The organism is Wolbachia endosymbiont of Drosophila mauritiana (assembly GCF_004795975.1).
In the GTDB taxonomy this organism is placed as follows: domain Bacteria; phylum Pseudomonadota; class Alphaproteobacteria; order Rickettsiales; family Anaplasmataceae; genus Wolbachia.
In genome coordinates this window covers 867,806-890,622 of sequence record NZ_CP034335.1, presented here as the reverse complement: position 1 = coordinate 890,622, position 22,817 = coordinate 867,806, and the positions used below count along the sequence as shown (strand labels likewise).

At 33.3% G+C, this 22,817-nt stretch carries 22 protein-coding genes; 13 read left to right on the top strand and 9 right to left on the bottom strand.

The window, feature by feature from the left end; all coding sequences use genetic code 11:
• Nucleotides 1-563: 563 nt before the first annotated feature.
• Nucleotides 564-1,607 carry a hypothetical protein gene (locus tag EJB00_RS04335; protein ID WP_015587769.1) on the bottom strand — a complete coding sequence of 348 codons (1,044 nt, stop codon included), beginning with the start codon at nt 1,605-1,607 and terminating at the stop codon, nt 564-566.
• Nucleotides 1,608-1,984: 377 nt separating this feature from the next.
• On the bottom strand, nt 1,985-2,695 hold the full coding sequence (gene ccmC / locus EJB00_RS04330; RefSeq protein ID WP_015587768.1) for a heme ABC transporter permease CcmC: 711 nt from the start codon (nt 2,693-2,695) through the stop codon (nt 1,985-1,987).
• A 142-nt stretch (nt 2,696-2,837) separates the two neighbouring features.
• Here ccmC and EJB00_RS04325 point away from each other — a divergent pair, with 142 nt between their 5' ends.
• Together EJB00_RS04325 and EJB00_RS04320 are read left to right on the top strand one after the other, a co-directional pair.
• Nucleotides 2,838-3,656: a pyruvate, water dikinase regulatory protein gene (locus EJB00_RS04325; RefSeq protein WP_015587767.1), complete on the top strand. Its 819-nt coding sequence runs from the start codon at nt 2,838-2,840 to the stop codon at nt 3,654-3,656.
• A gap of 69 nt (nt 3,657-3,725) precedes the next feature.
• A complete protein-coding gene (locus tag EJB00_RS04320) occupies nt 3,726-3,854 on the top strand; it encodes a ribosomal protein bL36 (protein WP_015587766.1) in 129 nt (42 codons plus the stop codon).
• Between the two features lie 739 nt (nt 3,855-4,593).
• Here the strand turns inward: EJB00_RS04320 and recG are convergent.
• Nucleotides 4,594-6,633: an ATP-dependent DNA helicase RecG gene (recG, locus tag EJB00_RS04305; protein ID WP_135352809.1), complete on the bottom strand. Its 2,040-nt coding sequence runs from the start codon at nt 6,631-6,633 to the stop codon at nt 4,594-4,596.
• Between the two features lie 144 nt (nt 6,634-6,777).
• Between recG and EJB00_RS04300 the strand changes: the two genes are divergently transcribed.
• From EJB00_RS04300 to EJB00_RS06620, 5 genes are all read left to right on the top strand, one after another.
• Complete coding sequence (locus EJB00_RS04300; protein ID WP_135352808.1) at nt 6,778-7,725, top strand: hypothetical protein; 948 nt, start codon at nt 6,778-6,780, stop codon at nt 7,723-7,725.
• Between the two features lie 188 nt (nt 7,726-7,913).
• Nucleotides 7,914-8,129: a hypothetical protein gene (locus EJB00_RS04295; RefSeq protein WP_041581310.1), complete on the top strand. Its 216-nt coding sequence runs from the start codon at nt 7,914-7,916 to the stop codon at nt 8,127-8,129.
• A 112-nt stretch (nt 8,130-8,241) separates the two neighbouring features.
• Nucleotides 8,242-9,468 carry a tRNA (N(6)-L-threonylcarbamoyladenosine(37)-C(2))-methylthiotransferase MtaB gene (mtaB, locus tag EJB00_RS04290; protein WP_063631175.1) on the top strand — a complete coding sequence of 409 codons (1,227 nt, stop codon included), beginning with the start codon at nt 8,242-8,244 and terminating at the stop codon, nt 9,466-9,468.
• Nucleotides 9,469-9,527: 59 nt separating this feature from the next.
• Entirely contained in the window at nt 9,528-10,469 is a 942-nt protein-coding gene (locus tag EJB00_RS04285) for a P44/Msp2 family outer membrane protein (RefSeq protein ID WP_135352807.1), read from the top strand.
• Between the two features lie 222 nt (nt 10,470-10,691).
• Nucleotides 10,692-10,820, top strand: coding sequence for a transposase family protein (locus EJB00_RS06620; protein ID WP_081600812.1), 129 nt, complete (start codon nt 10,692-10,694; stop codon nt 10,818-10,820).
• A gap of 190 nt (nt 10,821-11,010) precedes the next feature.
• Here the strand turns inward: EJB00_RS06620 and EJB00_RS04275 are convergent, their stop codons facing one another.
• The 3 genes from EJB00_RS04275 to EJB00_RS04260 form a co-directional block, all read right to left on the bottom strand.
• Nucleotides 11,011-11,319, bottom strand: coding sequence for a transposase (locus EJB00_RS04275; protein ID WP_051063872.1), 309 nt, complete (start codon nt 11,317-11,319; stop codon nt 11,011-11,013).
• 477 nt (nt 11,320-11,796) lie between these two features.
• Complete coding sequence (secD, locus tag EJB00_RS04265; protein ID WP_015587761.1) at nt 11,797-13,311, bottom strand: protein translocase subunit SecD; 1,515 nt, start codon at nt 13,309-13,311, stop codon at nt 11,797-11,799.
• 184 nt (nt 13,312-13,495) lie between these two features.
• Nucleotides 13,496-13,780 (bottom strand): hypothetical protein, encoded by a 285-nt coding sequence (locus EJB00_RS04260; RefSeq protein ID WP_225416248.1) that lies wholly within the window; start codon nt 13,778-13,780, stop codon nt 13,496-13,498.
• Between the two features lie 119 nt (nt 13,781-13,899).
• Here EJB00_RS04260 and hemC point away from each other — a divergent pair, with 119 nt between their 5' ends.
• Nucleotides 13,900-14,778 carry a hydroxymethylbilane synthase gene (hemC, locus tag EJB00_RS04255; protein WP_015587760.1) on the top strand — a complete coding sequence of 293 codons (879 nt, stop codon included), beginning with the start codon at nt 13,900-13,902 and terminating at the stop codon, nt 14,776-14,778.
• Nucleotides 14,769-15,668: a UDP-N-acetylmuramate dehydrogenase gene (gene murB / locus EJB00_RS04250; RefSeq protein WP_015587759.1), complete on the top strand. Its 900-nt coding sequence runs from the start codon at nt 14,769-14,771 to the stop codon at nt 15,666-15,668. Before hemC ends, murB begins: the two co-directional genes overlap by 10 nt.
• Here the strand turns inward: murB and EJB00_RS04245 are convergent.
• Entirely contained in the window at nt 15,642-16,199 is a 558-nt protein-coding gene (locus EJB00_RS04245; RefSeq protein WP_135352748.1) for a hypothetical protein, read from the bottom strand. The two genes, murB and EJB00_RS04245, sit on opposite strands and share 27 nt — an antisense overlap.
• A 114-nt stretch (nt 16,200-16,313) precedes the next feature.
• On the opposite strand from EJB00_RS04245, the gene EJB00_RS04240 reads away from it, so the two are divergent.
• Both EJB00_RS04240 and pyrE read left to right on the top strand, forming a co-directional pair.
• Entirely contained in the window at nt 16,314-17,498 is a 1,185-nt protein-coding gene (locus EJB00_RS04240; protein ID WP_015587757.1) for a dicarboxylate/amino acid:cation symporter, read from the top strand.
• Nucleotides 17,495-18,085, top strand: a complete 591-nt coding sequence (gene pyrE, locus EJB00_RS04235; RefSeq protein ID WP_015587756.1) for an orotate phosphoribosyltransferase — start codon at nt 17,495-17,497, stop codon at nt 18,083-18,085. Before EJB00_RS04240 ends, pyrE begins: the two co-directional genes overlap by 4 nt.
• A gap of 124 nt (nt 18,086-18,209) precedes the next feature.
• On the opposite strand, the gene EJB00_RS04230 is transcribed toward pyrE, so the two are convergent.
• Nucleotides 18,210-18,467 (bottom strand): hypothetical protein, encoded by a 258-nt coding sequence (locus tag EJB00_RS04230; RefSeq protein ID WP_041581309.1) that lies wholly within the window; start codon nt 18,465-18,467, stop codon nt 18,210-18,212.
• Nucleotides 18,468-18,524: 57 nt separating this feature from the next.
• A complete protein-coding gene (locus EJB00_RS04225; RefSeq protein ID WP_135352747.1) occupies nt 18,525-20,198 on the bottom strand; it encodes a recombinase family protein in 1,674 nt (557 codons plus the stop codon).
• A 341-nt stretch (nt 20,199-20,539) separates the two neighbouring features.
• Between EJB00_RS04225 and EJB00_RS04215 the strand changes: the two genes are divergently transcribed.
• The gene (locus tag EJB00_RS04215; RefSeq protein ID WP_135352746.1) at nt 20,540-21,736 is read left to right on the top strand and encodes a hypothetical protein; all 1,197 of its coding nucleotides are present in this window, start codon (nt 20,540-20,542) and stop codon (nt 21,734-21,736) included.
• Nucleotides 21,702-22,811 (top strand): hypothetical protein, encoded by a 1,110-nt coding sequence (locus EJB00_RS04210; protein ID WP_135352745.1) that lies wholly within the window; start codon nt 21,702-21,704, stop codon nt 22,809-22,811. The genes EJB00_RS04215 and EJB00_RS04210 overlap by 35 nt, the downstream gene beginning before the upstream one ends.
• The last annotated feature ends 6 nt before the right edge of the window (nt 22,812-22,817 follow it).

Genomic DNA, 22,817 nt, shown 5'->3' with positions numbered 1-22,817 from the left:
TCTATACTAATAGTTTTCTATAAAAATGTTAAAAATGTATTTAATTGTATCCGTTCAGGGGAGTGATTTAAGAAATGATAGATAGGAAATTATGAAAAGGGTTTAGTCGCATGGAAGTGGGATGAAAAGAAGCACTGGTTTCACATGCGTCTGAACAGACACCATTTTACAGCATTTTAAATTTGTCCTATTCAATGTTTGTACAGTTGTGATAAAAATTACTTGACAAATTTTGACAGCTTTGTTATTTTGATAGTGAAGATATTCTAGAGCTCGAAATCTATCTTCGTCTGCAGACTTTTCAACTTCATTGATTTATAATCTCTAGTTAAAGTATATTGTACTTATGTATAGATAACTTCTATCATAGCTATATACATTTTTCTGAGTTTTTTTGTATTACTTAGGAGGATTATCATGTTTAAAATCATGGATTACGCATATCATTGACATAAATGCCTTAAAAGGACAGATGGTACCTACGTCCTCTTTATATAGATTATGTATTTGTTCAGATACGACTAAATTGTGTCTAGTGTAGAAAAAATTAGACAAATTCAGCCTTATATAGAACCAAATTCAACGGAAGTAGAATTATCCTTATTTCCATAATAGTAAGGATTTGCTTCTTGCGTATTATTAACAACAGTTTTTAATAGTACTTCCTTATCACTATTCCATGCAACTTTCTCCATAATTGGAATATAATCCTTACACTTTTGATTATCTTCACAATCCTTGATTTTACCATCATCATTTAGATAACGCTTCAATGCATCATAGTATACTTTAGTGTTATTACCCTCTTTATCTATCATTTGTCCTAAGGTATTAACAAGTATCAATGGTGCAACTTGTTTTGCTTTTACAACACTTGTTTCACTGGACTCTCTAAAAAGATTAGGACATGCTCCTCTGGAAAAAAAGCTCTTGTTGAATTCTGGATTACTACGGTAAACGTTCGGGTAACAGAAACTCTTAATCTCTTCTTCTTGACACGCTAACTCTCTTTGATCATCCACACATTTTTCACATTCTATATTACCAAGCCAGGATATTGAATTAAGATCCTCTGTAAAGGCAAATTTAAAATTTACTGCACCATAATTACCATTTGCTCCCTCTTCTATATATTTTGCAATCTTAGGATTGCTGTACATCTCGGGATATAATTCCTTTAGTAAATCAGATGCACTAAAACCTTGACAACCTATCTTATTATCAACTTTATAAAAATGAGAATATGGCCCACAATTTTCATACTTGGAACAATCTGAGGTTACTTTTCGAGATGTAATTTCTCCATTTTCATTCCCTCCTTCATCAGTAACGGGTTTATCTATACCATTTTCTTTTTTACATTCTTCAGCTACTTTTTTATACCACTCAGTCTCTGCTTTTGCTCGCTTAACCTCCTCTTCACATTTTGTAAGCTTCTTTTCTACTAGTTCAAAAACCTCTTTTACTATCGGAACTATATTTGTGAATTGCTTCTCAGTCGTAGTTTCACCCTCAGTCATCTCGTCTATACCTTCTTTATCATAAAAAAGTTTGTTGGTATATAAATAACTACTATTAACTTGATCACTATAGGTATTTTTTGACATAGGAACCTCCTCTACAGTCAAAACTGGAATTACATAAAAGTATAAGTATCCACCTGAATATAAAGAAACCACAGTTCAAGAAATCTCAGGTTAACTCAGAAATTATTATAAGCTAAAGTAATTAAAAATTTAATAACTTGCATTATAAATATAGCATATCTATCAATAGAAATTTTCTTTCAATTTTTAACGTATCTTTGCTAATTTTTCATACAGTTCACCTTAGAGAGTCATGATTCTTCTACTTTCCCGTGATTAATCACTATAATCTTGAAGTGTGGTTTGTACGTAATTAGTTCTGGAACTTGCTAATGGATGATTGCTCTACATTTTAATTTCCGTCGCTGTTCACAACATTACACTCTGGAACTGCATACCTAATATCGCATGCTAATTTCTCTCTTTATCTTCTGCAAATTAATTAAATGAAGGGCATTAAGTACCCACACTACTAAAAAAAGTGTGGTACAAAATATAAACATTGCAATGAGTGGCAGCAGTAAAGAACCTTCTATTGCTACTCCACCTTTTCTAAAAATACTTGCTGGCTGATGAAGAGTAGACCATAAATTCACAGAAAATTTTACTATGGGAATATTTATAGCACTAAAAATGGCAAATACTGCTGATGATTTCTCTGCTCTTGCTTGATTATCAAAAGCGCTCCACAATGAAAGATAACCAACATACAGAAAAAACAAAATCAGCATTGAAGTAAGCCTTGCATCCCATACCCACCAAGTACCCCATGTTCCTTTTCCCCAGATGCTACCTGTGATTAAGCATATTGCCGAAAAGACTGTCCCTGCAGGAGCAGCAGCATGTGCTAAGACACTAGCAACACTATTGTTCCATACCAACGAAATGAAACTGAGTAATGCAATGAGTCCGTATATTCCAAGAGCAAGCCATGCAGAAGGCACATGAAGATACATAATTCGTACAATTTCTCCTTGTTTATAATCTCCTGGGGAGAAGAATAATGCCAAGAACATTCCAATTAAAAAACATGCGAAACAAATAACCCCAAGCCAAGGTAGAGCTTTTTTAGTAAAAGAAGTGAAATTTGTAGGCTTTAATAAAAACATTTGTTTTGAGAATAATTGTGTTAAGAACTTATCAATTAGTTTGAGTTTTATCAACAAGATAGTTTTTCTATATTTACGTAGTATAATAAATTAGCACAATTTCAGTAGCAGATTGCTTGCTATTATTTTTAGTATAACGTTGATGACCCTTAAAAAGCTTAACCTACACTTAGTGTCAGATTCAAGTGGTGAAACTGTTATATCAGTTGCAAAATCAGCTCTGAAACACTTTCGTTCTGTAGAAACGATCGAATATGTTTGGTCTTTCGTAAAAGAAGAAGAGCAGATTGACAAAATTTTAGAGGAAATTAATAGAAAAAGTGATGAGCATAATTTTGTTATATGCACTATTACTAATGATGAGCTAAGAAAATATCTAAAAAATAATTGTATAAAGCTAAAAATTCCCTACAGAGCGATATTATCACACATTATTAGGGAAATCTCATCCTATCTTGAAATTAAAAAAGACGAAAAACTTGACTTACATGCTGAGATAAATAACGAATATTTTCAGCGCATTGAGGCAATAAACTATACCATTAATCATGATGATGGACAAAATATTCAAGATATTGATAAAGCCGATATAATTTTGGTTGGAGTTTCACGCACATCAAAATCTCCCACCAGTATGTATTTAGCTTACCGAGGCTATAAAGTTGCAAATGTTCCTTTTGTTAGCGAGATACCCTTTTACGTCGACTTAGCAAAATTAAAAAATAAACTGACTATAGGAGTAACAATAGACGTAAGAAGGCTAATAGAAATACGCAAAAATAGACTGACTTCAATTAATAATGAAGGTAATAATATATATGCTGACCCTAGAAAAGTAGAAAAGGAAATTAAAGAAGCAGAGGAGTTCTTTAAGCAAAATAACTGGCCAATTATTGATGTCACGCAAAAGTCAATCGAAGAAGTATCAGCGACAATTATACAGTATTTTAATAAAATGTGAAAAATTTATCAATTGACTAACTCTCTGTCCGTGATCATAATGTAAGCTAATTCTATTCTTACTGTAGATATGAAAGTTAAAGGGTCACTAAAATCTCATCGTAACAGAGATAAAAATTGTAAAGTTGTGAAAAGGGGTAGTAAGGTTTATGTTATAAATAAGGTAAAGCCAAGATGTAAAGCGCGTCAAGGTTCTTAGCTTTTTGTTTGCCTTTTTATGTCATATGTTTTTCATATGGAAGCATGGTTAGAAAGAAACAAAAATTGTTGTATTTAACCATAGCACTGCCCATTTCTTCTCTTACATTATATTTTGGTATTAACATGATTACAGGCAGACGTGGCTTGTTAACATTAATTAACTTAAAAAAAAGAAATTAATTACGTGCGTCAACAAGTCCATGAATTTTAGTTCCACCCTAAGCCCTCTTGAGCTTGAAAATTTTTTCTATATATAGGCTGAGCATGAATGACATCTGATCATCAATTATGTAAATCTGGATCTTGTTGTGCATACTTAAGTCATTTTGCCAAAATTCCCTTTTTGCATCACCTTTTAAACCTCTTATGTATACTTCTGTAATTGTGGTAAATTTTTGATCATTGGCAGCCACTGCTCCACACTGCTTCCATACATATTCTCAACTTCTCCTCGCTTTTACTGTGTATTCCTTTTGTGCTCTTTAAAACGGTACCTTCTATATATTTATTGTCATTCGGCTAAGTTACCACTTTTTTTCCATTTTTATACTTTCTGCCCTTGATTAATTTGACCTGCTAACATTTTGTTTACAGGGCCTGCTATTAACTCTGCACAATTTATTCTTATGGTAAAAACTTCTTCTTCACTCTTATTTTCCTTAACTTGACGCGTATGGTTTGTTAAATACTACCGTCTGTCAAGGAACTTCTACTCATGAAGGTTATGGCTTGGAAGATTACTGAAATTTTGAAAAATGTAGTCTACTTCTATATTCAAATATATCAAGCAGTAATTCAAAATTAGCTATTGTACCTTTTGCACTATTATATGCAAGGTTGAGCAATTCTCTGTCCTCATATAAATCAGCAAATTTAAACTCCATGCACCCTGATTGTTTTGTGCCTAAAATATCTCCGCTACCCCTCAGCATCATATCCTTTTCAGCAATATAAAATCCATCTTGTGACTCACACATAATCTTTAACTTTGAATACGAACTTTTACTGAGATTGTCATATAACAGTATACAAAAAGACGGTTTATTTCCTCGTCCTACTCTACCTCTTAACTGATGTAATTGCGATAACCCGAACTGCTCTGCATTCTCTATAATCATAATAGTTGCATCTGGTACATCTATACCAACTTCTATCACAGTGGTTGCAACAAGCAGAGAAAATTCATTCCTCTTGAAGGAAAACATCACTTGATCTTTCTGCTCTTGAGTTAGTTTTCCGTGTATTATTCCAACTCTATCAAAAAATGTCTTTTGTAGTTCCTGAAAGCGCATTTCTGCTGCGGCAATATTGAGTTCTTCGTTTTCTTCTATATATGGACAAATCCAATATGCTTTTTCGCCTCTATTTATAGCATCTTTCAGTCTTTGAATAATATCTGATACTTTTTTAACGTTCATAATAACGGTTTTTATTGGCAATCTAGATTTTGGTTTTTCCCTTAAAATAGAACATTCAACGTCACCATACATAGCTTGCTGCAAGGTTCTTGGAATGGGAGTTGCAGTAACAAAAAGTATATCGGTATTTTCTCCTTTTCCTACCAACCGATTCCTCTGCATCACTCCAAATCGCTGTTGTTCGTCTATGACTGCGAGTCCTAAATTTTTAAATGTAACGTTGGCTTGAAATAATGCATGAGTACCAATTACTATATTTAAAATACCACTTGCAAGTTCGTTCATAATAATCTTTCTTTCCTTGCGTGCAGTTTTACCAGTAAGCAAAGCAACTTTTATATCAGTACAAGATAGAGCTTCTTCGATCCAATTATAATGTTGCTCCGCTAAGATAGTGGTTGGTGCCATTAAAGCTGCTTGCATGTTATTTTCTACCACATTCAGCATCGTAAAGAGTGCAACCACGGTTTTTCCACTACCAACGTCACCTTGTAGCAGACTTACCATACGGTATTTGGATTTTTGTCTTTCTGAGATTTCATCTATCGCTCGAATTTGATCATTTGTTAATTGGAACGGTAATTCATTTAAGACCTGCTCTTTGTATTTATTCAATATTACAAATTCCCTTCCTCCTTTTTTTACATGATTTTCCCTTGCAAGCTTTAGTGCCAACTGGTACGCAAATAGCTCATCATAAGCAAGTCTTTCTCTGCAAACTTCTGCTTCTACGAGTGAGCTCGGTCTGTGCAATCTTATGATGCTTTCTTTCCAATTCAGCCATTTCTTTTGCTTGATTAATGTTTCATCTATCCACTCTGGCAAATCAGGCAAATCTTTTAGATTAGAACTTATTATGTTTCTAATGCTCTTGTTAGTAATACCGCGACATAATTGGTAAATTGGCTCTATGCAGGCTATTTCTTTAAATTGATTGATATCAGACAACATGTAATTTGGGTGAGTAATTTGCCAATGTTCGGCAAACTTTTCAAGTTTACCACTGATGACTATATCTGTTCCAACTGGAAATAATTTATACAAATATTTAACTGAGTAATTAAAAAAAACTATAAATAAATACTGACTTTCACTTTCAACGATTATTTTATATGGCCTACCTCTAACAGTGGGGCGCTGGTGCTCATACACTTTTGCCATAAAAGTTGTAAATTCTCCCACTTGAGCATCAGGTAGTGATTTACTTCTATCCACATAACTGAGCGGCCTATAAAACAGCAAGTCCATTACTCTGTCTCCGCCGCAAAGTTTAGGCAATATTGCGGAATGAAACCTTGGTATATTCTCAATTTTACTATTTAGAAAAGTCAGCACACTTGACTGCTCATCAACATTCATACTGTGTAAAACCGTTTATTCATAATAGAGCCTTACTAAAATCCTGTCACCCTATTATGACTGTCTATGTTAAGTATATTATTGACATATTAACTATTTTTATGTATTATTATACTATCAGCAATTCATATCAAAGTATTAACAATGAACAACTCTACACAGGAAAAAAATGAAAATCCAGTCGTTACACTAAAAGCTCAGGCAGAAAAGTTTGATTTTAGCAAGTTAAGAGCTGGTAAAGAGAATGTGGAAGCAAACTCTGGTAAACAGGCGTATCAAGACATTGACAGAATGGATTTTACTATTAATGATCAAAGTGTAGATAAAATCTTAATTAAAGCACTGATAAATAGAGACAAAAAAGAATTTGACAAGATTTGGGCAGAACATTACAAAAACGAAAAAATTCCTGACCATAAAAAAAATGACCAGTACAAAAAGAAATTTGAAGAATTTTACAGTCTAGGTACAAATTATGCTCACCTATTACCAGAGAAAGAGAACGGAAATTATCGACCGTTCGCAAAAGAGATTTTTAAGGAAATGTTTAGATATGCTGAAGCTCAAGTTCCAAGTGACTCTATCTTAGAGGAGTTGGTTACCAATTGTAATCAGGCAGGGTATGAAGCTATTGTATCTATAGAATCTCAAAATTCACTTGAACAATATTCACTTATAGTACCTTCCCCTGAAAAAGTTATAAATATCGATTATGTTAACCAAAATAATGTGAGTATTAGGTCTGATATGAAACTACCGATATTCTTCCACGAGAGTAATGGTCAATTCGGTGATAAGCTATGTGATCTATCCAGCTCACTGGAATTTACACTTGAATCTCAGGATGGAAAAGGTAGTGTGGTATATAAAGATGGCAAATTCTCACTGACTGTGCCCCTGAAATTGAGAGATTATAAAACTGATAGCAGAAATTTATTTGATATTATTAAAGAATATTTCTACAAATTCTGCGAGAAGTTAGGATTTAAATTAAAAATAGAACATGATTTAGGCGATTCAATCGAAGTGAATAGCCATCTGGAAAGTGTGCAGCCACCCATTCATAGCAATGAACACGAAAATACACTCTAATTAAAATATTTCAAAGCTTATTTGCATAGTCAGTTGTACTAGACGCAACTTAACCTGACAGAAAAACTAATGTCACTCTCTATAAACAAAATATACTTAGCCAAGATAGAATAAAGACAAAATTTGAAGAAAAGCTAGAAAAAGAGAGAATAGAAGAGATACTCCAAGCTAAGCCTGGAAAAGATATAATGTGTGCAATACTTTATTCTAAGCCTGAAAAGTCGTATTTTTTTGAGCAAAACATCGCTCAATTTGCTTTTTATCATGAATTAAGAGATATGGCTCAATCATATGATGTTAACTTTATTGAAAATGGTGGTGAGTATCTTGACCAGGGAGAAAAGATCGATAATCAAAAGGTTGGCCACAATGATGTTTCTTGGTGTAAAGATCTTTATATTTAAAAAGAAGAAAGTGAGATTGATGGTATTTTTGCACTAGTTATACATTTATCCACCAAAAAATAGTCATTTTTCTTGGATATTTGATATAATTTAGACCTATTAAAGCAAAAGCATGAATGAAGTAATAACATTTGGTTGTCGTCTAAATTTCTACGAGAGTGAGTTAATCAAAGAAGCATTAAAAAAAGCGAAGAGAGAAAATGTTGTTGTGGTGCATAGCTGTGCAGTGACAAATGAAGCAGAACGTCAAGTAAAGCAAAAAATACGTAAGATCTATAAGAATGACCCAAGTAAAGAAATTATTGTAGTTGGTTGTGCCGTTCAATTAGATCCTAAATCATATAGTGATATTCCTGGTGTAAGTAAAGTGCTAGGTAATCAAGACAAGCTAAGAGCTGAAAATTATCTACTAAATAATGATGAAACCTTAGTCAGTGATAACCAAGTAGAACCTATTCTCATTAATGGATTTGAAGATAAATCAAGGGCATTTATTGAAATTCAAAATGGTTGTAATCATAGCTGCACATTTTGCTCAATTACTGAGGCAAGAGGGAATAATCGATCTGTGCCAGTAAACAATATTATAGAGCAAATTAAGATTTTTATAGAAAATGGGTATCAAGAAGTGGTGTTTACAGGTGTTGATATTACTGACTTTGGTACAGATTTGTTTGGTAAGCAATCACTTGGTTCGATGGTTAGGAGAGTTTTAAAGGATATACCACAGTTAAAGAGACTAAGACTTTCCTCTATTGATGTTGCTGAAGTTGATGATGAACTAATGGATTTAATAGCTAATGAGTCAAGACTTATGCCTCACTTACACTTGAGTCTACAGTCTGGTAATAATTTAATACTAAAGAGAATGAAACGTCGTCACAATAGAGAACAAGTGATAGAATTTTATCATAAAATGAAGAGCTTAAGACCTAATATAGCATTTGGCGCTGATATTATTGCTGGATTTCCAACAGAAACTGATGAAATGTTTCAGGATACAGTTGATTTACTGAAAAAAATAAATGTAGTTTATCTACATGCTTTTCCATATTCAGAGCGGAAAAACACACCTGCTGCACGGATGCCACAAATACCAGAGAATGTACGTAAAGAACGAGTAAAGCATCTAAGAGAAATAAATGAAGAAATGATGAGCAGTTTTTATCAATCTTTGCTCGGCACTGAGCAAAGCGTTTTGGTTGAGCAGAATAATATTGGTAGAACAGAAAATTTTGCATTAATAAAACTTACATCAAGAGTTCAAGCTAAAAGTATTGTGAAAGCTCATGTTAAAGGAATAGAAAATAATTGTTTAATTGGAAATATTATTTCTTAATTTTTGTACATTAAAGGAATATATGATATAGTAGTTATACTATAAGTGATAATTCATTTATGATAATTAGAATATCTATTGCTTTATTTTTCATCTTCATTCCGTGTGTCTATTTTTTTATTACTTATATCAGTAACAATACACACATTGAGCAAGTACAACCGTTAAAATTAGAAACAGATGATAATGAAAGTGTAATACGTTCTGAAGAGGTTGCTGAAAGAGAAATACCAATAAAATATCAAGAACTTAAAAGTAATTCACCTTCTATTTTCCAAGCAGCTGGTCAGAAAAATATGTGGCCACGTATTACAGATCAAGCTGAACCTACAAAAGAAAAATCAAAAAAACTTGATTTCTATGTTAGTGCTAACGGTGGTAAGATATACAATGATAATTCAGAAACATTTGTAAAGGGTATAAAGGCAATAGGAGAAAGGTTTATTAATTTAATCAATACAGCTAATCCTAATCTTTCTTTGCAAGAAAAAGTAGTATCATTGTTTATCAAAGCGGGATTAGTGGATGAAATTCAGAGTATAGAGAAATTTAACGGCAAAATTGATTTCCAGTGGCTTAGGAGCGTATCTTTAGGTTACTATGCTGGGGAAAATGGCCGAGTTGATTTTGAAGCTATGTATTCTACAGCCAATATTAAAGATAGTAATTCTCCTCCGGTATTTGAGAAATCAGCAAGCGTGTTTGCATTTTTATTAAACTTCTATTATAACTCCAGCATTCAAGATACACAATTTGCTCCGTATATTGGTCTTGGTATAGGGCCAACAGTTTTTAGATTAAAAAAGATTAATGGGTCACCAGAAAATTCAATGCCACTGAATGTTCCTTGGTTTGCTTATCAAATAAAGCTTGGTGTTGACTACTCAATAATCCCAGAAGTTAAAACCTTTTTCGGCTATCGTTACTTTAGTATCCCAATACCTATTGCAGATGATATATCCACTCATAATATTGAAGTTGGTTTGATGTTTAATTTCTAGTAATAATATCTGTTCAAGGGCATCTGAAGCAAAAGTGGTCAGTGCTTGCCATTAGACTTCTTGGATAACTTAAGAAACAAGTAGTAGAAGTAATATTAGGGAAGGTATAAATTTTGAGCAGGTAAGTAAACTTGATGAAGAGAAGCTTCGAAGACTAAGAGGAGTAAAAAGAAAAACATTGGAAAAATAATAGAAATTTTAATAGAGGAAGAGGCAAGAAAAATGCAAGAGGAGGAAAACCAAATAAACAATGCATGTTTGTTAATAGCACTAGAATATTTGCGTAAATACCGTACATATTTCCATATAGCGCAAAGCTATGGAATAAGTGAAAGTATTGCTCACGGCTGAATAGAAGATGCATTGATAAAACATTCAGATTTCAGGAAGATAAAGAGCTATTAAAGTCAAATGTAGAATACGAGATTTTAGTAATATAGCTAACCCAAGAAAGGCTTAGCTGATTGCTGAAAAACAAAATCAATAGCCGAATTAATATTGGGCCAAAAGGTTTGTAGAGCCTTTTTTATGGCGTGCTTGATCAGAACTTCTCAATCGGATTTAAATCTGGCGAGTATGGAGGTAAGAACAAAATTTTACACCCAATATTTTCTATCAAATTTTTCGTCCTTGCAGATTTATAAAAGCTCGCATTGTCGAGAACAATAGTCTGTCCAGGTTTAAATACAGGAACAAGTACATTTTCTACATAAGCATCAAAAATCTCGCTGTTGCAGTAGCCATCAATTATCCATGGTGCTTTAACTTTTCCTTCATTTAGTGCTCCAATCATGCTTACCCTCTTTCTTTTAAACCCTGGGCAAATAACCTCTTGCCTCTTTGAGACCACCCATATTCATAAAATTCATTGTCCTCTATTCCAGACTCATCTATGTATATCAAGTTTTCTTTATTTATTTATTTCTTCTACTTTTTTTTATGAACTCTTTGCGTTTCTCTTTCTCGATAAAGAAAAGTTTTTTTTATATGTATAGTTTACTTTGCTAAGGTAGTTATATACTGTGTTTCTACACATATTACCAAATTCTTCAATTATCTTTTCAATTCTAATATCTTGATTTCCATCCAGAAATTTGATAAATCTATCCATATCTTTAATCTTATGGCCATATCCTTTGTGATAGCCTGAAGATGGTTTCTGTTTCTTTTTTCCTTTTCCTCCACAAATATATTGTTTTTATGCTCACTAAATTGGTGAGCATGTTACAACGTTTTTGACGACGCAAAGACTGGATAGCTACTTGCATGACAACCATTTAGTTGTCTTTTCTCGTCTATCTTATTTTGTCACTCTGCTGAACAGATACTAAAGTACTAGCTTTTTTGGGTTCATGCACAATTCTATCAGAAGTTTTGTGACTATAATTGCAGAAAACATCGAGCATAAAACTCCTATCGATAAAGTGATAGAAAATCCTCTAATTGCTCCGCTACCAATAATGAACATTATTCCTGAAGCAATTAGTGTAGTGAGGTTTGAATCAAGAATTGTTTTTATTGCGTTTTTAAATCCTTCTTCAATGGCACGAGCTGTTCTTTTTCCTGCTCTTATTTCTTCGCGGATGCGTTCAAATATCAAAACATTTGCATCAACTGACATACCAACAGTTAGTGCAATGCCGGCAATTCCAGGGAGAGTAAGAGTTGCTTCAAGTAAGGTAAGAATGAGTAGTATAGAGATTACATTAAAAACGAGTGCAACAGATGCTAACAAGCCTAATTTGCCGTAAGTAATAATTATCGATAGACCAACGGCTATGATAGATATTATTGCTGCAATTTCCCCTGCTTTTATTGATTCTTCTCCAAGGCTTGGACCAATGTTTTTTTCTTCAATTATTTTAAGTGGTGCTGGTAGTGCACCGGATTTTAAAAGTATTGCAAGTTCACTTGCCTGTTTTTCAGTGAAGTTACCGCTAATTTCTCCCTCTCCATTTAGAATGGGCTCACGTATTGTTGGTACAGTTAAGACTGTGTTATCTAGAACAATTGCAAAGGGCTTTCCTACATTTTCTTTAGTGATTTTTGCAAATCTTTTGCTTGCTACGCTATCAAATTTAAAATGTACTGTCGGTTTACCTAAATTGCCAAATCTGACTGATGCATTAACTAGTGAGTCACCCCCTATTTCAGTTTTGCGGAATATCGGGTAGGAATTACCCAAAGAATCCTTGAGCATAATTGTAGTGTCATGATCGATATCTTGCATTTTAGCTACATTGGTGTTTGCCAAATGGAAGGCCAGCTTGGCTGTTTTGCCAAGCAGAGATTTTATCTGCTGAGTGTCTTCTACTCCAGGAACTTGGACTAATATCTTATTTTGTCCTTGTTTTTGCACACTTACTTCCTTAGTACCAAGCTTATCTAAGCGTCTTTGAACATTAATTATTGACTCTGAAACTACTTCATTGATTAATGAATTCTTATAATGCGGTTTATATGAAATAAAAATTGAAGTATCTTTTCTATTCAGCTCTAAGTTTGGGTTTATTTTATGAATTAACATCGAAACTTTTTTGTAATCATCCATATTACTTAAAGTTACAACTATTTGTTTATCGTTTTTTATGTTGAATTCAATCCTTTGTGTTAACAGACCTTCTTTTATTTCATCGGCTAGCATGCTCAATTTCTCTTTAAAATAAAAATCTAAATCTACGTTCAGGAGTATAGATGATCCACCTTTCAGGTCGAGCCCTAGATTTATCCTCTTTTTTGAGGTGAGAAACTTATTATCAAAGAAGTTTGGCAGTATTATATATAAAGATAGCAAAAAAATTAGCAATACTGAAAGAGATTTAACTGTGAGCTTGTTTAGCATAAATTTAAACTATACTTAGGTATAGTGTAAACTGAATGGTTGCTAATCACAAGCACCTAAATGAAAAGGTCCGTGAAAGATAAAAAACAAGCCTAGAACCAATATCTCTATAATTGATTTTGTTCTTCTAGAATATCATTTATTGAAGCAGTATAAACACATGTATTAGATTCAGAGTTGGCTCTCAGATTCTCTGTTTGTTTTGTCTAATTTTGTCAATTGCAAGGTAAGTGCATAAACCAAGTGTTAAGAAAATAACTATGCTAAGTGGTATGTGATTAGCAAGAAATTTACTATAACTTAAATCTTTCCAAACGAGAGGACTAGATAGAGAGGGGTGAGAGAAAAATCTGGGAATTGCTACTACTGCATTTAATGCTGTTAGAATAATAGCGACAGTGGCACCTACAAGAGGTAAAATATTCTTTTTATTAAATCTGCCATTAGAATCTTTTAAAATATCAAACATACATACTCCTCGATTACTAAATGTTCGTGATACTATGTACTAATTATAAAGTATTCAATAACTAAACTGGAGATAATAAAAAATGGACATAGAATATAGACATATAATATGAAGGATATATGCTAGTTAAAATAGGTACGAGAGGAAGCGACCTTGCGATCACCCAAGCTTTGGAAGCAAAACAAAGATTATTAGAGTCTTTTCCTAATCTATCCGTTGAGATCATAAAAATCAAAACTTCTGGTGATAAATATGCTAATGTAACCCTTGCTGAAATAGGAGGTAAAGGACTGTTCCTCAGGGAGATTGAGGATGAGCTACTTGAGAACAATATAGACATGGCGGTTCATTCGCTAAAAGATGTACCTGCGTTTTTCTCGAAGGACTTAACAATTCCTTGTGTTTTAGAGAGGCTAAGTCCATGTGATGTATTTATTTCTCATAAATATAAGAGCCTAAAAACTTTGCCACAGCAGGCTACAATTGCAACTTCTTCAATAAGAAGAAAAGTTCAGCTGTTAAATCTCAGGCCAGACTTAAATGTAGTGCCACTGCGTGGAAATGTGACAACTAGACTGCAAAATCAGAATTTTGATGGAATGATTTTAGCCGAAGCAGGACTGATAAGATTAAAAAAACACCATTTAATTACAGAAGTATTATCACCAAAAGTCATGTTAAACGCAGTAGGGCAGGGGGCAATTTGCATTCAATGCCGAAAGAATGATATAAAAGTTATCGATCTTTTAGAGAAAATTAATAATAATATGTCTTTTATAAGGGCAAAATCAGAGCGCAGTTTCATGAAGACAGTAAATGGTTCATGCTTTACACCGCTTGCAGCTTTAGCAGAATATATGAGTGAAAACATGCTACGTCTTCGTTGTATGTTAGCGGGCGAGAGAGGTATATACTTTACTGAACGCACTTCATTTGTAGAAGATGCAGAAGAAATGGGTGTGAATGCAGGAGTAGAGTTAAAATCGAAATGCTTATAAGCTTACCTAAAGTACGTGGAATCTATCGTTATAATGTTTCGATGTCTAAAATGACATGGTTAAATGTTGGTGGCCAAGCTGATGTACTTTTTAAGCCATGTGACATTGAGGATCTAATATGCTTGATAAAAGATGCGGAGTTGCCAATTAGTGTTATCGGTGCAACATCCAACATAATAATTCGAGATAGTGGCATTCGAGGAATAATGGTGAAATTAGGTAAGGAATTTGCATATATAAAATGTAAAGATAATAACTCCATTGTTGCAGGTGGTGCTGCATTGCTTAGTAACCTTGCATACTTTGCCGGGGAGCAGCAAATTAGTGGACTTGAGTTTCTTGCAGGAATTCCAGGAACAGTTGGTGGTGGAATAGAAATGAATGCAGGTGCATATGGTAGTGATATTGCAAGTGTTGTACAGTCGATAAGGGCAGTGAATCTAGAAGATGGAAATTTGTATGAATTCTCCAGCGAAGAAATGGGATATTTTTATCGTGGACATGATCTAAAAGGCAAGTGGATTTTTGTTGAAGCTGAATTTAAAGGAGTAAGTTCAGAGTATGAGCTTATATTGCAAAGATTAAAGGAAGTTATTGACAAAAAAAACAAAAGCCAACCAGTAAGAGGAAAAACTGCTGGCTGTATATTCAAAAATCCAAGGGGTTATCAGGCATGGAAACTGATTGATGAGTCTGGCTGCCGAGGATTAAATAACGGCAGAGCTAAAATTTCTAAGAAACATTGTAATTTTCTGCTCAATTACAACAATGCAACTGCACTTGACTTAGAAAACCTTGGCAACAGAGTACAAAATGCAGTAAAAGATAAATTTAATGTTGAGCTTGAGTGGGAGATAAGGGTTTTAGGCAGCTCTATCTCTACCTCTTAGCTGTTCAATGTTATCTATGTTATCTATTTCTAAAGTGTCCTTATTGTTATCATTTGATTTAGTATGGTTGCTATTCTTTTCCTGTGAAGAAAAGCATTCTTTTACTTTTTCAACTATAGGTGGTAGATATATCATTGCAAGTACTGCTAGGACTGACATAACAAGTCCTATTAGTGCACCAAGGTTAGCTGCTGAGTTTATACTTGGCATTGTACCTGAAATAGCATTTATAGCTGCACTTAAACCAATTCCGATTACTACTTGAGGAATAAATAGTATACTGAATAACTTGAATAATTCTGTATCTGGATCTGGATCAGCAAATATGGACATGAACAACACAATGGGTATAGAAATAAATGCTGCAGAAACAACAGTAGCAATACTGCCTATAATAAGAGGAGATAAAGGTGCACTTAATGCATAACATACAAGACCTGTTGTAGCACCTGTAAGCGCTCCTATTGGTACTCCTATTGCCTTTCCTATCATAGCTGGTATAAATAATACATCAACTATTAAATTTGGCATATTTTAAAAACTTAATCAATAATAGAATATTCACTATTTTTCTCTTATTTGTCAAGTTATCTTAACCTAATTCCAAAAATTGTTGTATAGTATCAATTTGAAGTTTTGTTTTTAATGCATAAGTTCACAGTACTCTTTTCTATACTGTTTGCAATAGTTGCTTACTATTTAAACAATGAAGTGATATTTGAAGTCGCAAAGCTATTTAGTGATATATTTATCAGTTTATTGAAATTGATTAGTTTACCTTTAGTTTTTCTATCAATAGTTTCAACAATTTCTGGACTTAAAGACTCAATTGAAATTAAAGTATTACTTAAAAAGACGCTGTTTTATACTTTGCTTACAACCATTATAGCTGCGTTTGTTGCACTATCTTTCTACTTACTCATAGATCCAGTAAGAAAAAATTTCATAAGTAACACGATAGAAAGTGTGAGTGACAGCAACCACAATTACTTTTCATACTTAAAATCACTCATTCCTTCGAATTTTGTGCAAGTTTTTCTTGAAAATAACGTTATTGGCAGCATATTGATTGCTTTTTTAATGGGCGGAGCTATTATTTCACTTTCAAAAGAAAAACAAGATATATTACACCAAATATTTTCTGCACTGTTTGATACACTTCTTAAAATTGCTCAAGGGTTGTTAAAGTTTATTCCTCTTGCTGTGTGGTCTTTTATCACATGTTTTTTATACGAGTTAAAAGGTGGCAGTGAATTCCATAGTCTTTTTTGGTATTTTGCTTGCATAATGTCTGCAAATTTCGTGCAAGCATTTGTAATTTTACCACTACTCATGTGGTATAAAGGTATATCACCAATTCAAACGATGAAAGGTGTTATGCCAGCACTTACACTTGCGTTTTTTTCTAAATCATCTAGTGCAACGCTGCCTACAACTATAGAATGTGTGCAAAATCACCTAAAGGTACCAAAGAAATTGTCATCTTTTATTCTACCAATATGCACAACAGTCAATATGAATGCGTGTGCTGCATTTATTTTAATCACAGTGATGTTTGTTGCAGAGATGAATGGGCACACATTTTCCTTAAGTGAGATGTTCATATGGATTTTTTTAGCTACAGGAGCTGCAATTGGTAACGCTGGAGTGCCGATGGGGTGCTATTTTATGGCAACTAGTTATTTGGTATCAATGAATGTTCCTTTGTACATTATGGGATTGATTTTGCCTATTTATACAATCATTGATATGTTTGAAACTGCAATAAATGTGTGGTCTGATATCTGTATAACACAGATAATTAATAAAGAATTTAAAACTCAAGAATGATATTAGATAATACAATAATAAAAGAATTTGAAGAGGCTGGTGCGATTTTGCACGGACATTTTGTACTCTCGTCAGGGCTGCACAGCAACACTTACATACAATGCGCTAAAATTTTTGAAAATCCAAGCAGAGCAATGAACGTTTGTGAGCTATTGGCGAATAAAATAAGAAAAGAGATTATTGAACCTGTAGACTTAATACTATCTCCTGCAATTGGTGGAATAATCGTGGGTTATGAGATTGGCAGACAGCTTGGAATCCGAACAATATTTTGCGAACGTGTTAATGGTAAATTTGAATTACGCCGTGGATTTGAGATTAAACAAGGTGAGAAGATATTACTAATTGAAGATGTGATTACCACAGGTAAATCTTCACTTGAAGCAGTAAAATGTGCAGAAGAGAAGGGAGGTAAAGTTGTTGCTGAAGCTTCTTTGATCAAGAGAAATAGTGAAACAAAACTGCCCTTTCCTGTAATATCTTTGATTGAACTTAATATCGAAAACTATAGCGAGGAAGAATTGCCAAGAGAGTTAAAACAATTACCCATAACGAAACCTGGGAGTAGAGAATATTTAACAAAGTAATTCTATATAGTATATTTTCTCTTCATTTAGCTAAGGTTTGTATGGGCTTTTTAAATTTCGCCCATAAAACCCTATTGTGATTAAAAATACACTAAATCTTGGTTTGCGTATATTCCATTATCTGCTATAAAAGGTCCAAGTTTTCTGTGCATTTATCGAAATTATCTGTACAACCTGTTAATTCACGACCTACATCACCAAGTACTACTTTTGCTACTTTAGAACCTATATCATCATATGCTGCTTTTACTAGTTGATAACCTATAGCATCGAATACTATTTTTGTTGCTTTAGAACCTATATCATTCAATGCTCCTTTAGAACCTACATCATCTGCTGTTTCTTCCCCCTCATGTTCTGGGTCGTTCCAATCATATCTCATAATATACTCCTTAATTTAAATTAATACTAATTTAAACATATTAATGTAAATATTGTATTAATATAGTTGCTTTAATAGGGTGTCATTCCAGCGCATGACGCTGGAATCCAGAAAGGAACAATGGATCCCAGTGTCTGTACGACTAGTACAACATTGCATAATTCTATTATGGCTATTTTGATCAAAATTTGCAAGACTTTTTATGCGAAATACTATATACAAGTGGTTATGGTTGATTTCAATTTGATGAATTAACATTCTAATAATATTTTGCTTAGTCTGCCAATCTACTAGATCAAGTTTTGATTCAATACTTGAGGAAAAGTTTTTCAAGCTATCTGTAACTAGACTCAATTCTTGTTGTAACTTATTTTGATCGAGTGTTCTTTCTTTTTCTTCTTCAATTTCTTTCAAATGCTGTTTCATTGTTGTAATTCTTGGCTCAAATTCTTCTTGGCTTATAAAACCTTTGGCATAGCTATCAATAAATTTTTTGATACTCAATCTTAACTTACTTTCCTGCTTTTCACGTGTTTGATTATGTAGAGGTTTTTTGTTCTCTAGCAATCTGCGTTGATATTCATTTGCAATCCTATCTGGCTCTTTTAATACACTCTTGACTTCTTCCCATATAACTGTATCGAGTACATCAGTACGTATTGATTTATTGTCACATACTCTGTTGCCATTAAACCTGGAACCAGAACAACGGTAGTAAGAATAACGTTGATTTCTACTATATGCACCACAATAAGTATATTGGCAGCGCTGACATACTGTTAAACTCCGCAACAAAAACGTTTCTTTTCTTTCCCGTACTCTTGCTCTTTGTCTATTTTCAGTTAGCTGTACTTGCACTGAATCAAATAAATTATCATTGATTATTTTTGGCACTGGAACGTAAATCCAGTTCTCTTTATCATTGCTAAAATGACCATTTTTAAGTTTACCACAAGTTCCTTTTTTTGATTTTCTCACTTGTGGCTTCGAGCATGCTTTAGTTTTACCATAAGCTGCTCGTCCTATATAAGCAGGATTTCTTAACATTTTCCAGATAGTACTTCTTTTCCAACGTTCCTTTCCTGTTTGTGTTATTACCGGTATCTCGCTAAGTCTACGTATAACTTCATTGATGCTTATTCTTCCTTGACCAATCCAATTAAATATTTTGCGTACTACATTTGCCTCTTCTTGATTAATCTCAAACTGAGCACTTCCTTCACCTACGTGTTTTGCTATGTAGCGATAACCATAAGGTGCATTACTCATTACACTTATACGGCCAGTTTTAGCTGCGTGAAGTTTTCCCCTGCGATTACGTTCCATAATCTTTGCACGTTCATACTCTGCTACTAATCCTTGAATTCCTAAAAACATATTAGATTCTGGGTTATCCTCAAATTTGTAATTTAGGAAAATAACCTCTGATCCTGCTTTTCTAAATTCTTCGAGTAAGAGCGCTTGATATGCAGATTTACGTGATAGCCGATCAGGTGAATGAATATATATCTTATCAATCTTACCTTCTGCTACTCTATCACGTAAATTTTCTAAGCCAGGACGTTCTAAATTTGATCCACTATAACCATTATCGACAAACTTATGCTCATCTAATAACTCATGTCCATCACTACCAATGCGGCGCTCCAACTCTACAATCTGACTCTCTATTGTATTCTCTTGTGCCTGTTGTCTTGATGAAACTCTTGCATACAAGCTTACTGTTACCATTTTCTTCTACCTCCTTTATTTTATATTTCAATAATTGTTCATAAGCATTTGCCAAATATGTACTCGCCAATCTGTGAGGTTCATAACGGCAATAAATAGTTAAATCCCCTTTTTGCATGTTTTTCTTCCTGTGAATTTTCTGATAGGTTGGAAGAATTCTTATCACCAGCTAAAAGAAAACGTTTACCATTTTAAACTAAACACCTTATTTAAAAAAGCTGTTTAGTTCGCGCAAACAAGAAATTCCCCTTAATTAAATATACAAGATTTGAAGAAATTATGTCCAAAAAATCTTTGCTTGAATTGTCATATTATGTATAATATAGCTTATTTAATCTGTTATGAATGTTCATCCAAGTTACGAATTCTGGGAGAGTGATTTAGAAGTTCCGGTTAATCTTTTACTAGATCGCTTTCAAGATTCAAAGATACGCCAATCCTGGCTTGACTCCCTTTCTGGTAAACAACTGAGCATTATTTTTCAGCATTGCTTTAAAAATCATTTAAATGGACAACTTTTTCAAGACGGAGACTACGATGATAGATCCACTCAACAAAAACGTAAGATACTTGCCAGTTACTCTGACTCTCTTTTTAACTATTATCTCATTAGCTACTTTGATCGTACGAAACTTGAAGCTACAGTCAGTGAAGTAGCAAGATTTGCCCTCACTCAAGAGTTAATGAGATCGTACCTGATAAAAAATAATACTAAGTATGATAAAAGATCCTTGTTATTTTTACTATTTCACATAAATTGTGAACTTCTCAAATCTGTCTATCACTTTGATAAAGTACAAAAGAAAGGCTTCGTATCATTTGCTCTACAGAAACCACCAAGACAAATAAATACTTCATTTAAGACATTTATGTCACAAGAAGCCGTAAAACAGATACTTAAGTTTGAAAACCAATTGCAGGGTTTTTTCCATCACCAAGATCGAATATATATGTTTGTACGTCGAGGAAGTGACATGGATTTACTGCTTAATTCAAACAAAGTTGTTCATGGGCATAAACCTGATTGGATGATTTTAGATTTTTCTCTTGATGGTACACAGGTTAATCTCTGTGCTAAAAATACTAACAAGGCTGTCGAAATAGCAAATAGTATTGTAAGTGGTTATTTTAACTGCGAATGTACTTTTGTAAATATACAGGATAAGAACTTTCTACTACAAGTGCATAAATTCCTTCAAGCATGTATAGAGGGTTCTGACCCTAATATTTGTATATTTGAGTTAAATTTTAAGTCAGATTATTTTAAAAATAGTAATACATATCTTACTTTGAGTGTAAAGCCGTATGATCCTATTGCACCAGAGTTACATATTTTAAAGCCATCTATTGGCAATATACTACAATCTATTCAATCAGCTAAAGTAATGTTCCAAAACAAAAAGGTAACATTTTCTTTCAAAATAAGTGGGGAAGTTTATTATTCAGAGCATCCACTCAATAAAAAAGAAAGAGAGGACCTGAAGAAACATATGGAACAATCTTATGGTCTTAAAATTCTTTCACGAGCAAATTGCTGATCTTTTAAGTTCAAATAGTTCTTGGGTTAATCCAAGTCAAAATCACATTAAAGCAGCAAGATACTTATTTGATCTTGGATGGATAAAAATGCAAGAAAGGTACTATATTGTTTGTTCTCGTGAAGAGGATCATCTTGATTGGCCAAATGTAGTTGATCCAAGTTGTAGCAATGAGATTTTCATCGATTCAGACTTTGATGAAGCATGTGATGACGCTATTTGTGAAAACTGCTCTCGTCATATTTTGCCTAATACTTATAAAAAACAGAGATTTCATCTCTTATCCATATACTTAAATACAGAGAGAATCATAGACTGGTTTGAAACCGAGTTGAATGATTCAAGACTTATGTGGGAAAAAGTGGAAAAAGGAGTTTATTATGTTTGTAATCAAGGTCGTATTGTAAATCTAATAATCCTTGATTTTTGTACTGATGCAATATTTCTAACTATAGATAAACTTAGAGTCCATCCAACAGTTCTCATTACTCTAAAAAAAGATATACCGAATCTATTATTGAGCCTATATGTAGTGCGAATGGTAGAACTGTTTTGCCAGTATAAGACTGTAACTGAGATATTCCAAGAGGCAGCTAAAAAAGGAGTACCAGAGGTAGTAGAAAATACTTCTTTGCAAGTTTTACCAGCTTCATATATTTCGCTTAAACGTGTTGAACCAATTGTGCCAACAAAGCTTTTGGAGTTACAGGTAGTTAAAGGTATGGTATATGTTAATAGTATTGAAGTCATAAATAAAAAAGCTCCATCATGTCTTAATATCTTTCGAATATTATTTAAGCAATTTTTACATGACTGCGAGAAAGAGCTACCACCTGAAAAATATACGCTTCTCAATATTAATCAGTTAGAAAAGCTTTTGGGACTTAATTTAGAAGCAGATTTAGAACAACAAATCAGAAAACCATTAAATAAAATGCAAAGAACGATTAAAGCTATACTTGCTGAAAAATTAGGATTAAGTATTGAACGTGATGATGTAATACAAACCCTTGGTTGGCAAAGATCATCACATGGTTATCGTATTAACCCTTTTACTTTGACTATAAAAAAATAGAATTTC

Bases quoted from the DNA above. Each gene is read 5' to 3' on its own strand.
- EJB00_RS04335 (WP_015587769.1), bottom strand. From the start codon at position 1,607: ATGTCAAAAAATACCTATAGTGATCAAGTTAATAGTAGTTATTTATAT.
- ccmC (WP_015587768.1), bottom strand. From the start codon at position 2,695: ATGTTTTTATTAAAGCCTACAAATTTCACTTCTTTTACTAAAAAAGCT.
- EJB00_RS04325 (WP_015587767.1), top strand. From the start codon at position 2,838: ATGACCCTTAAAAAGCTTAACCTACACTTAGTGTCAGATTCAAGTGGT.
- EJB00_RS04320 (WP_015587766.1), top strand. From the start codon at position 3,726: ATGAAAGTTAAAGGGTCACTAAAATCTCATCGTAACAGAGATAAAAAT.
- recG (WP_135352809.1), bottom strand. From the start codon at position 6,633: ATGAATGTTGATGAGCAGTCAAGTGTGCTGACTTTTCTAAATAGTAAA.
- EJB00_RS04300 (WP_135352808.1), top strand. From the start codon at position 6,778: ATGAACAACTCTACACAGGAAAAAAATGAAAATCCAGTCGTTACACTA.
- EJB00_RS04295 (WP_041581310.1), top strand. From the start codon at position 7,914: ATGTGTGCAATACTTTATTCTAAGCCTGAAAAGTCGTATTTTTTTGAG.
- mtaB (WP_063631175.1), top strand. From the start codon at position 8,242: ATGAATGAAGTAATAACATTTGGTTGTCGTCTAAATTTCTACGAGAGT.
- EJB00_RS04285 (WP_135352807.1), top strand. From the start codon at position 9,528: ATGATAATTAGAATATCTATTGCTTTATTTTTCATCTTCATTCCGTGT.
- EJB00_RS06620 (WP_081600812.1), top strand. From the start codon at position 10,692: ATGCAAGAGGAGGAAAACCAAATAAACAATGCATGTTTGTTAATAGCA.
- secD (WP_015587761.1), bottom strand. From the start codon at position 13,311: ATGCTAAACAAGCTCACAGTTAAATCTCTTTCAGTATTGCTAATTTTT.
- EJB00_RS04260 (WP_225416248.1), bottom strand. From the start codon at position 13,780: ATGTTTGATATTTTAAAAGATTCTAATGGCAGATTTAATAAAAAGAAT.
- hemC (WP_015587760.1), top strand. From the start codon at position 13,900: ATGCTAGTTAAAATAGGTACGAGAGGAAGCGACCTTGCGATCACCCAA.
- murB (WP_015587759.1), top strand. From the start codon at position 14,769: ATGCTTATAAGCTTACCTAAAGTACGTGGAATCTATCGTTATAATGTT.
- EJB00_RS04245 (WP_135352748.1), bottom strand. From the start codon at position 16,199: ATGCCAAATTTAATAGTTGATGTATTATTTATACCAGCTATGATAGGA.
- EJB00_RS04240 (WP_015587757.1), top strand. From the start codon at position 16,314: ATGCATAAGTTCACAGTACTCTTTTCTATACTGTTTGCAATAGTTGCT.
- pyrE (WP_015587756.1), top strand. From the start codon at position 17,495: ATGATATTAGATAATACAATAATAAAAGAATTTGAAGAGGCTGGTGCG.
- EJB00_RS04230 (WP_041581309.1), bottom strand. From the start codon at position 18,467: ATGAGATATGATTGGAACGACCCAGAACATGAGGGGGAAGAAACAGCA.
- EJB00_RS04225 (WP_135352747.1), bottom strand. From the start codon at position 20,198: ATGGTAACAGTAAGCTTGTATGCAAGAGTTTCATCAAGACAACAGGCA.
- EJB00_RS04215 (WP_135352746.1), top strand. From the start codon at position 20,540: ATGAATGTTCATCCAAGTTACGAATTCTGGGAGAGTGATTTAGAAGTT.
- EJB00_RS04210 (WP_135352745.1), top strand. From the start codon at position 21,702: ATGGTCTTAAAATTCTTTCACGAGCAAATTGCTGATCTTTTAAGTTCA.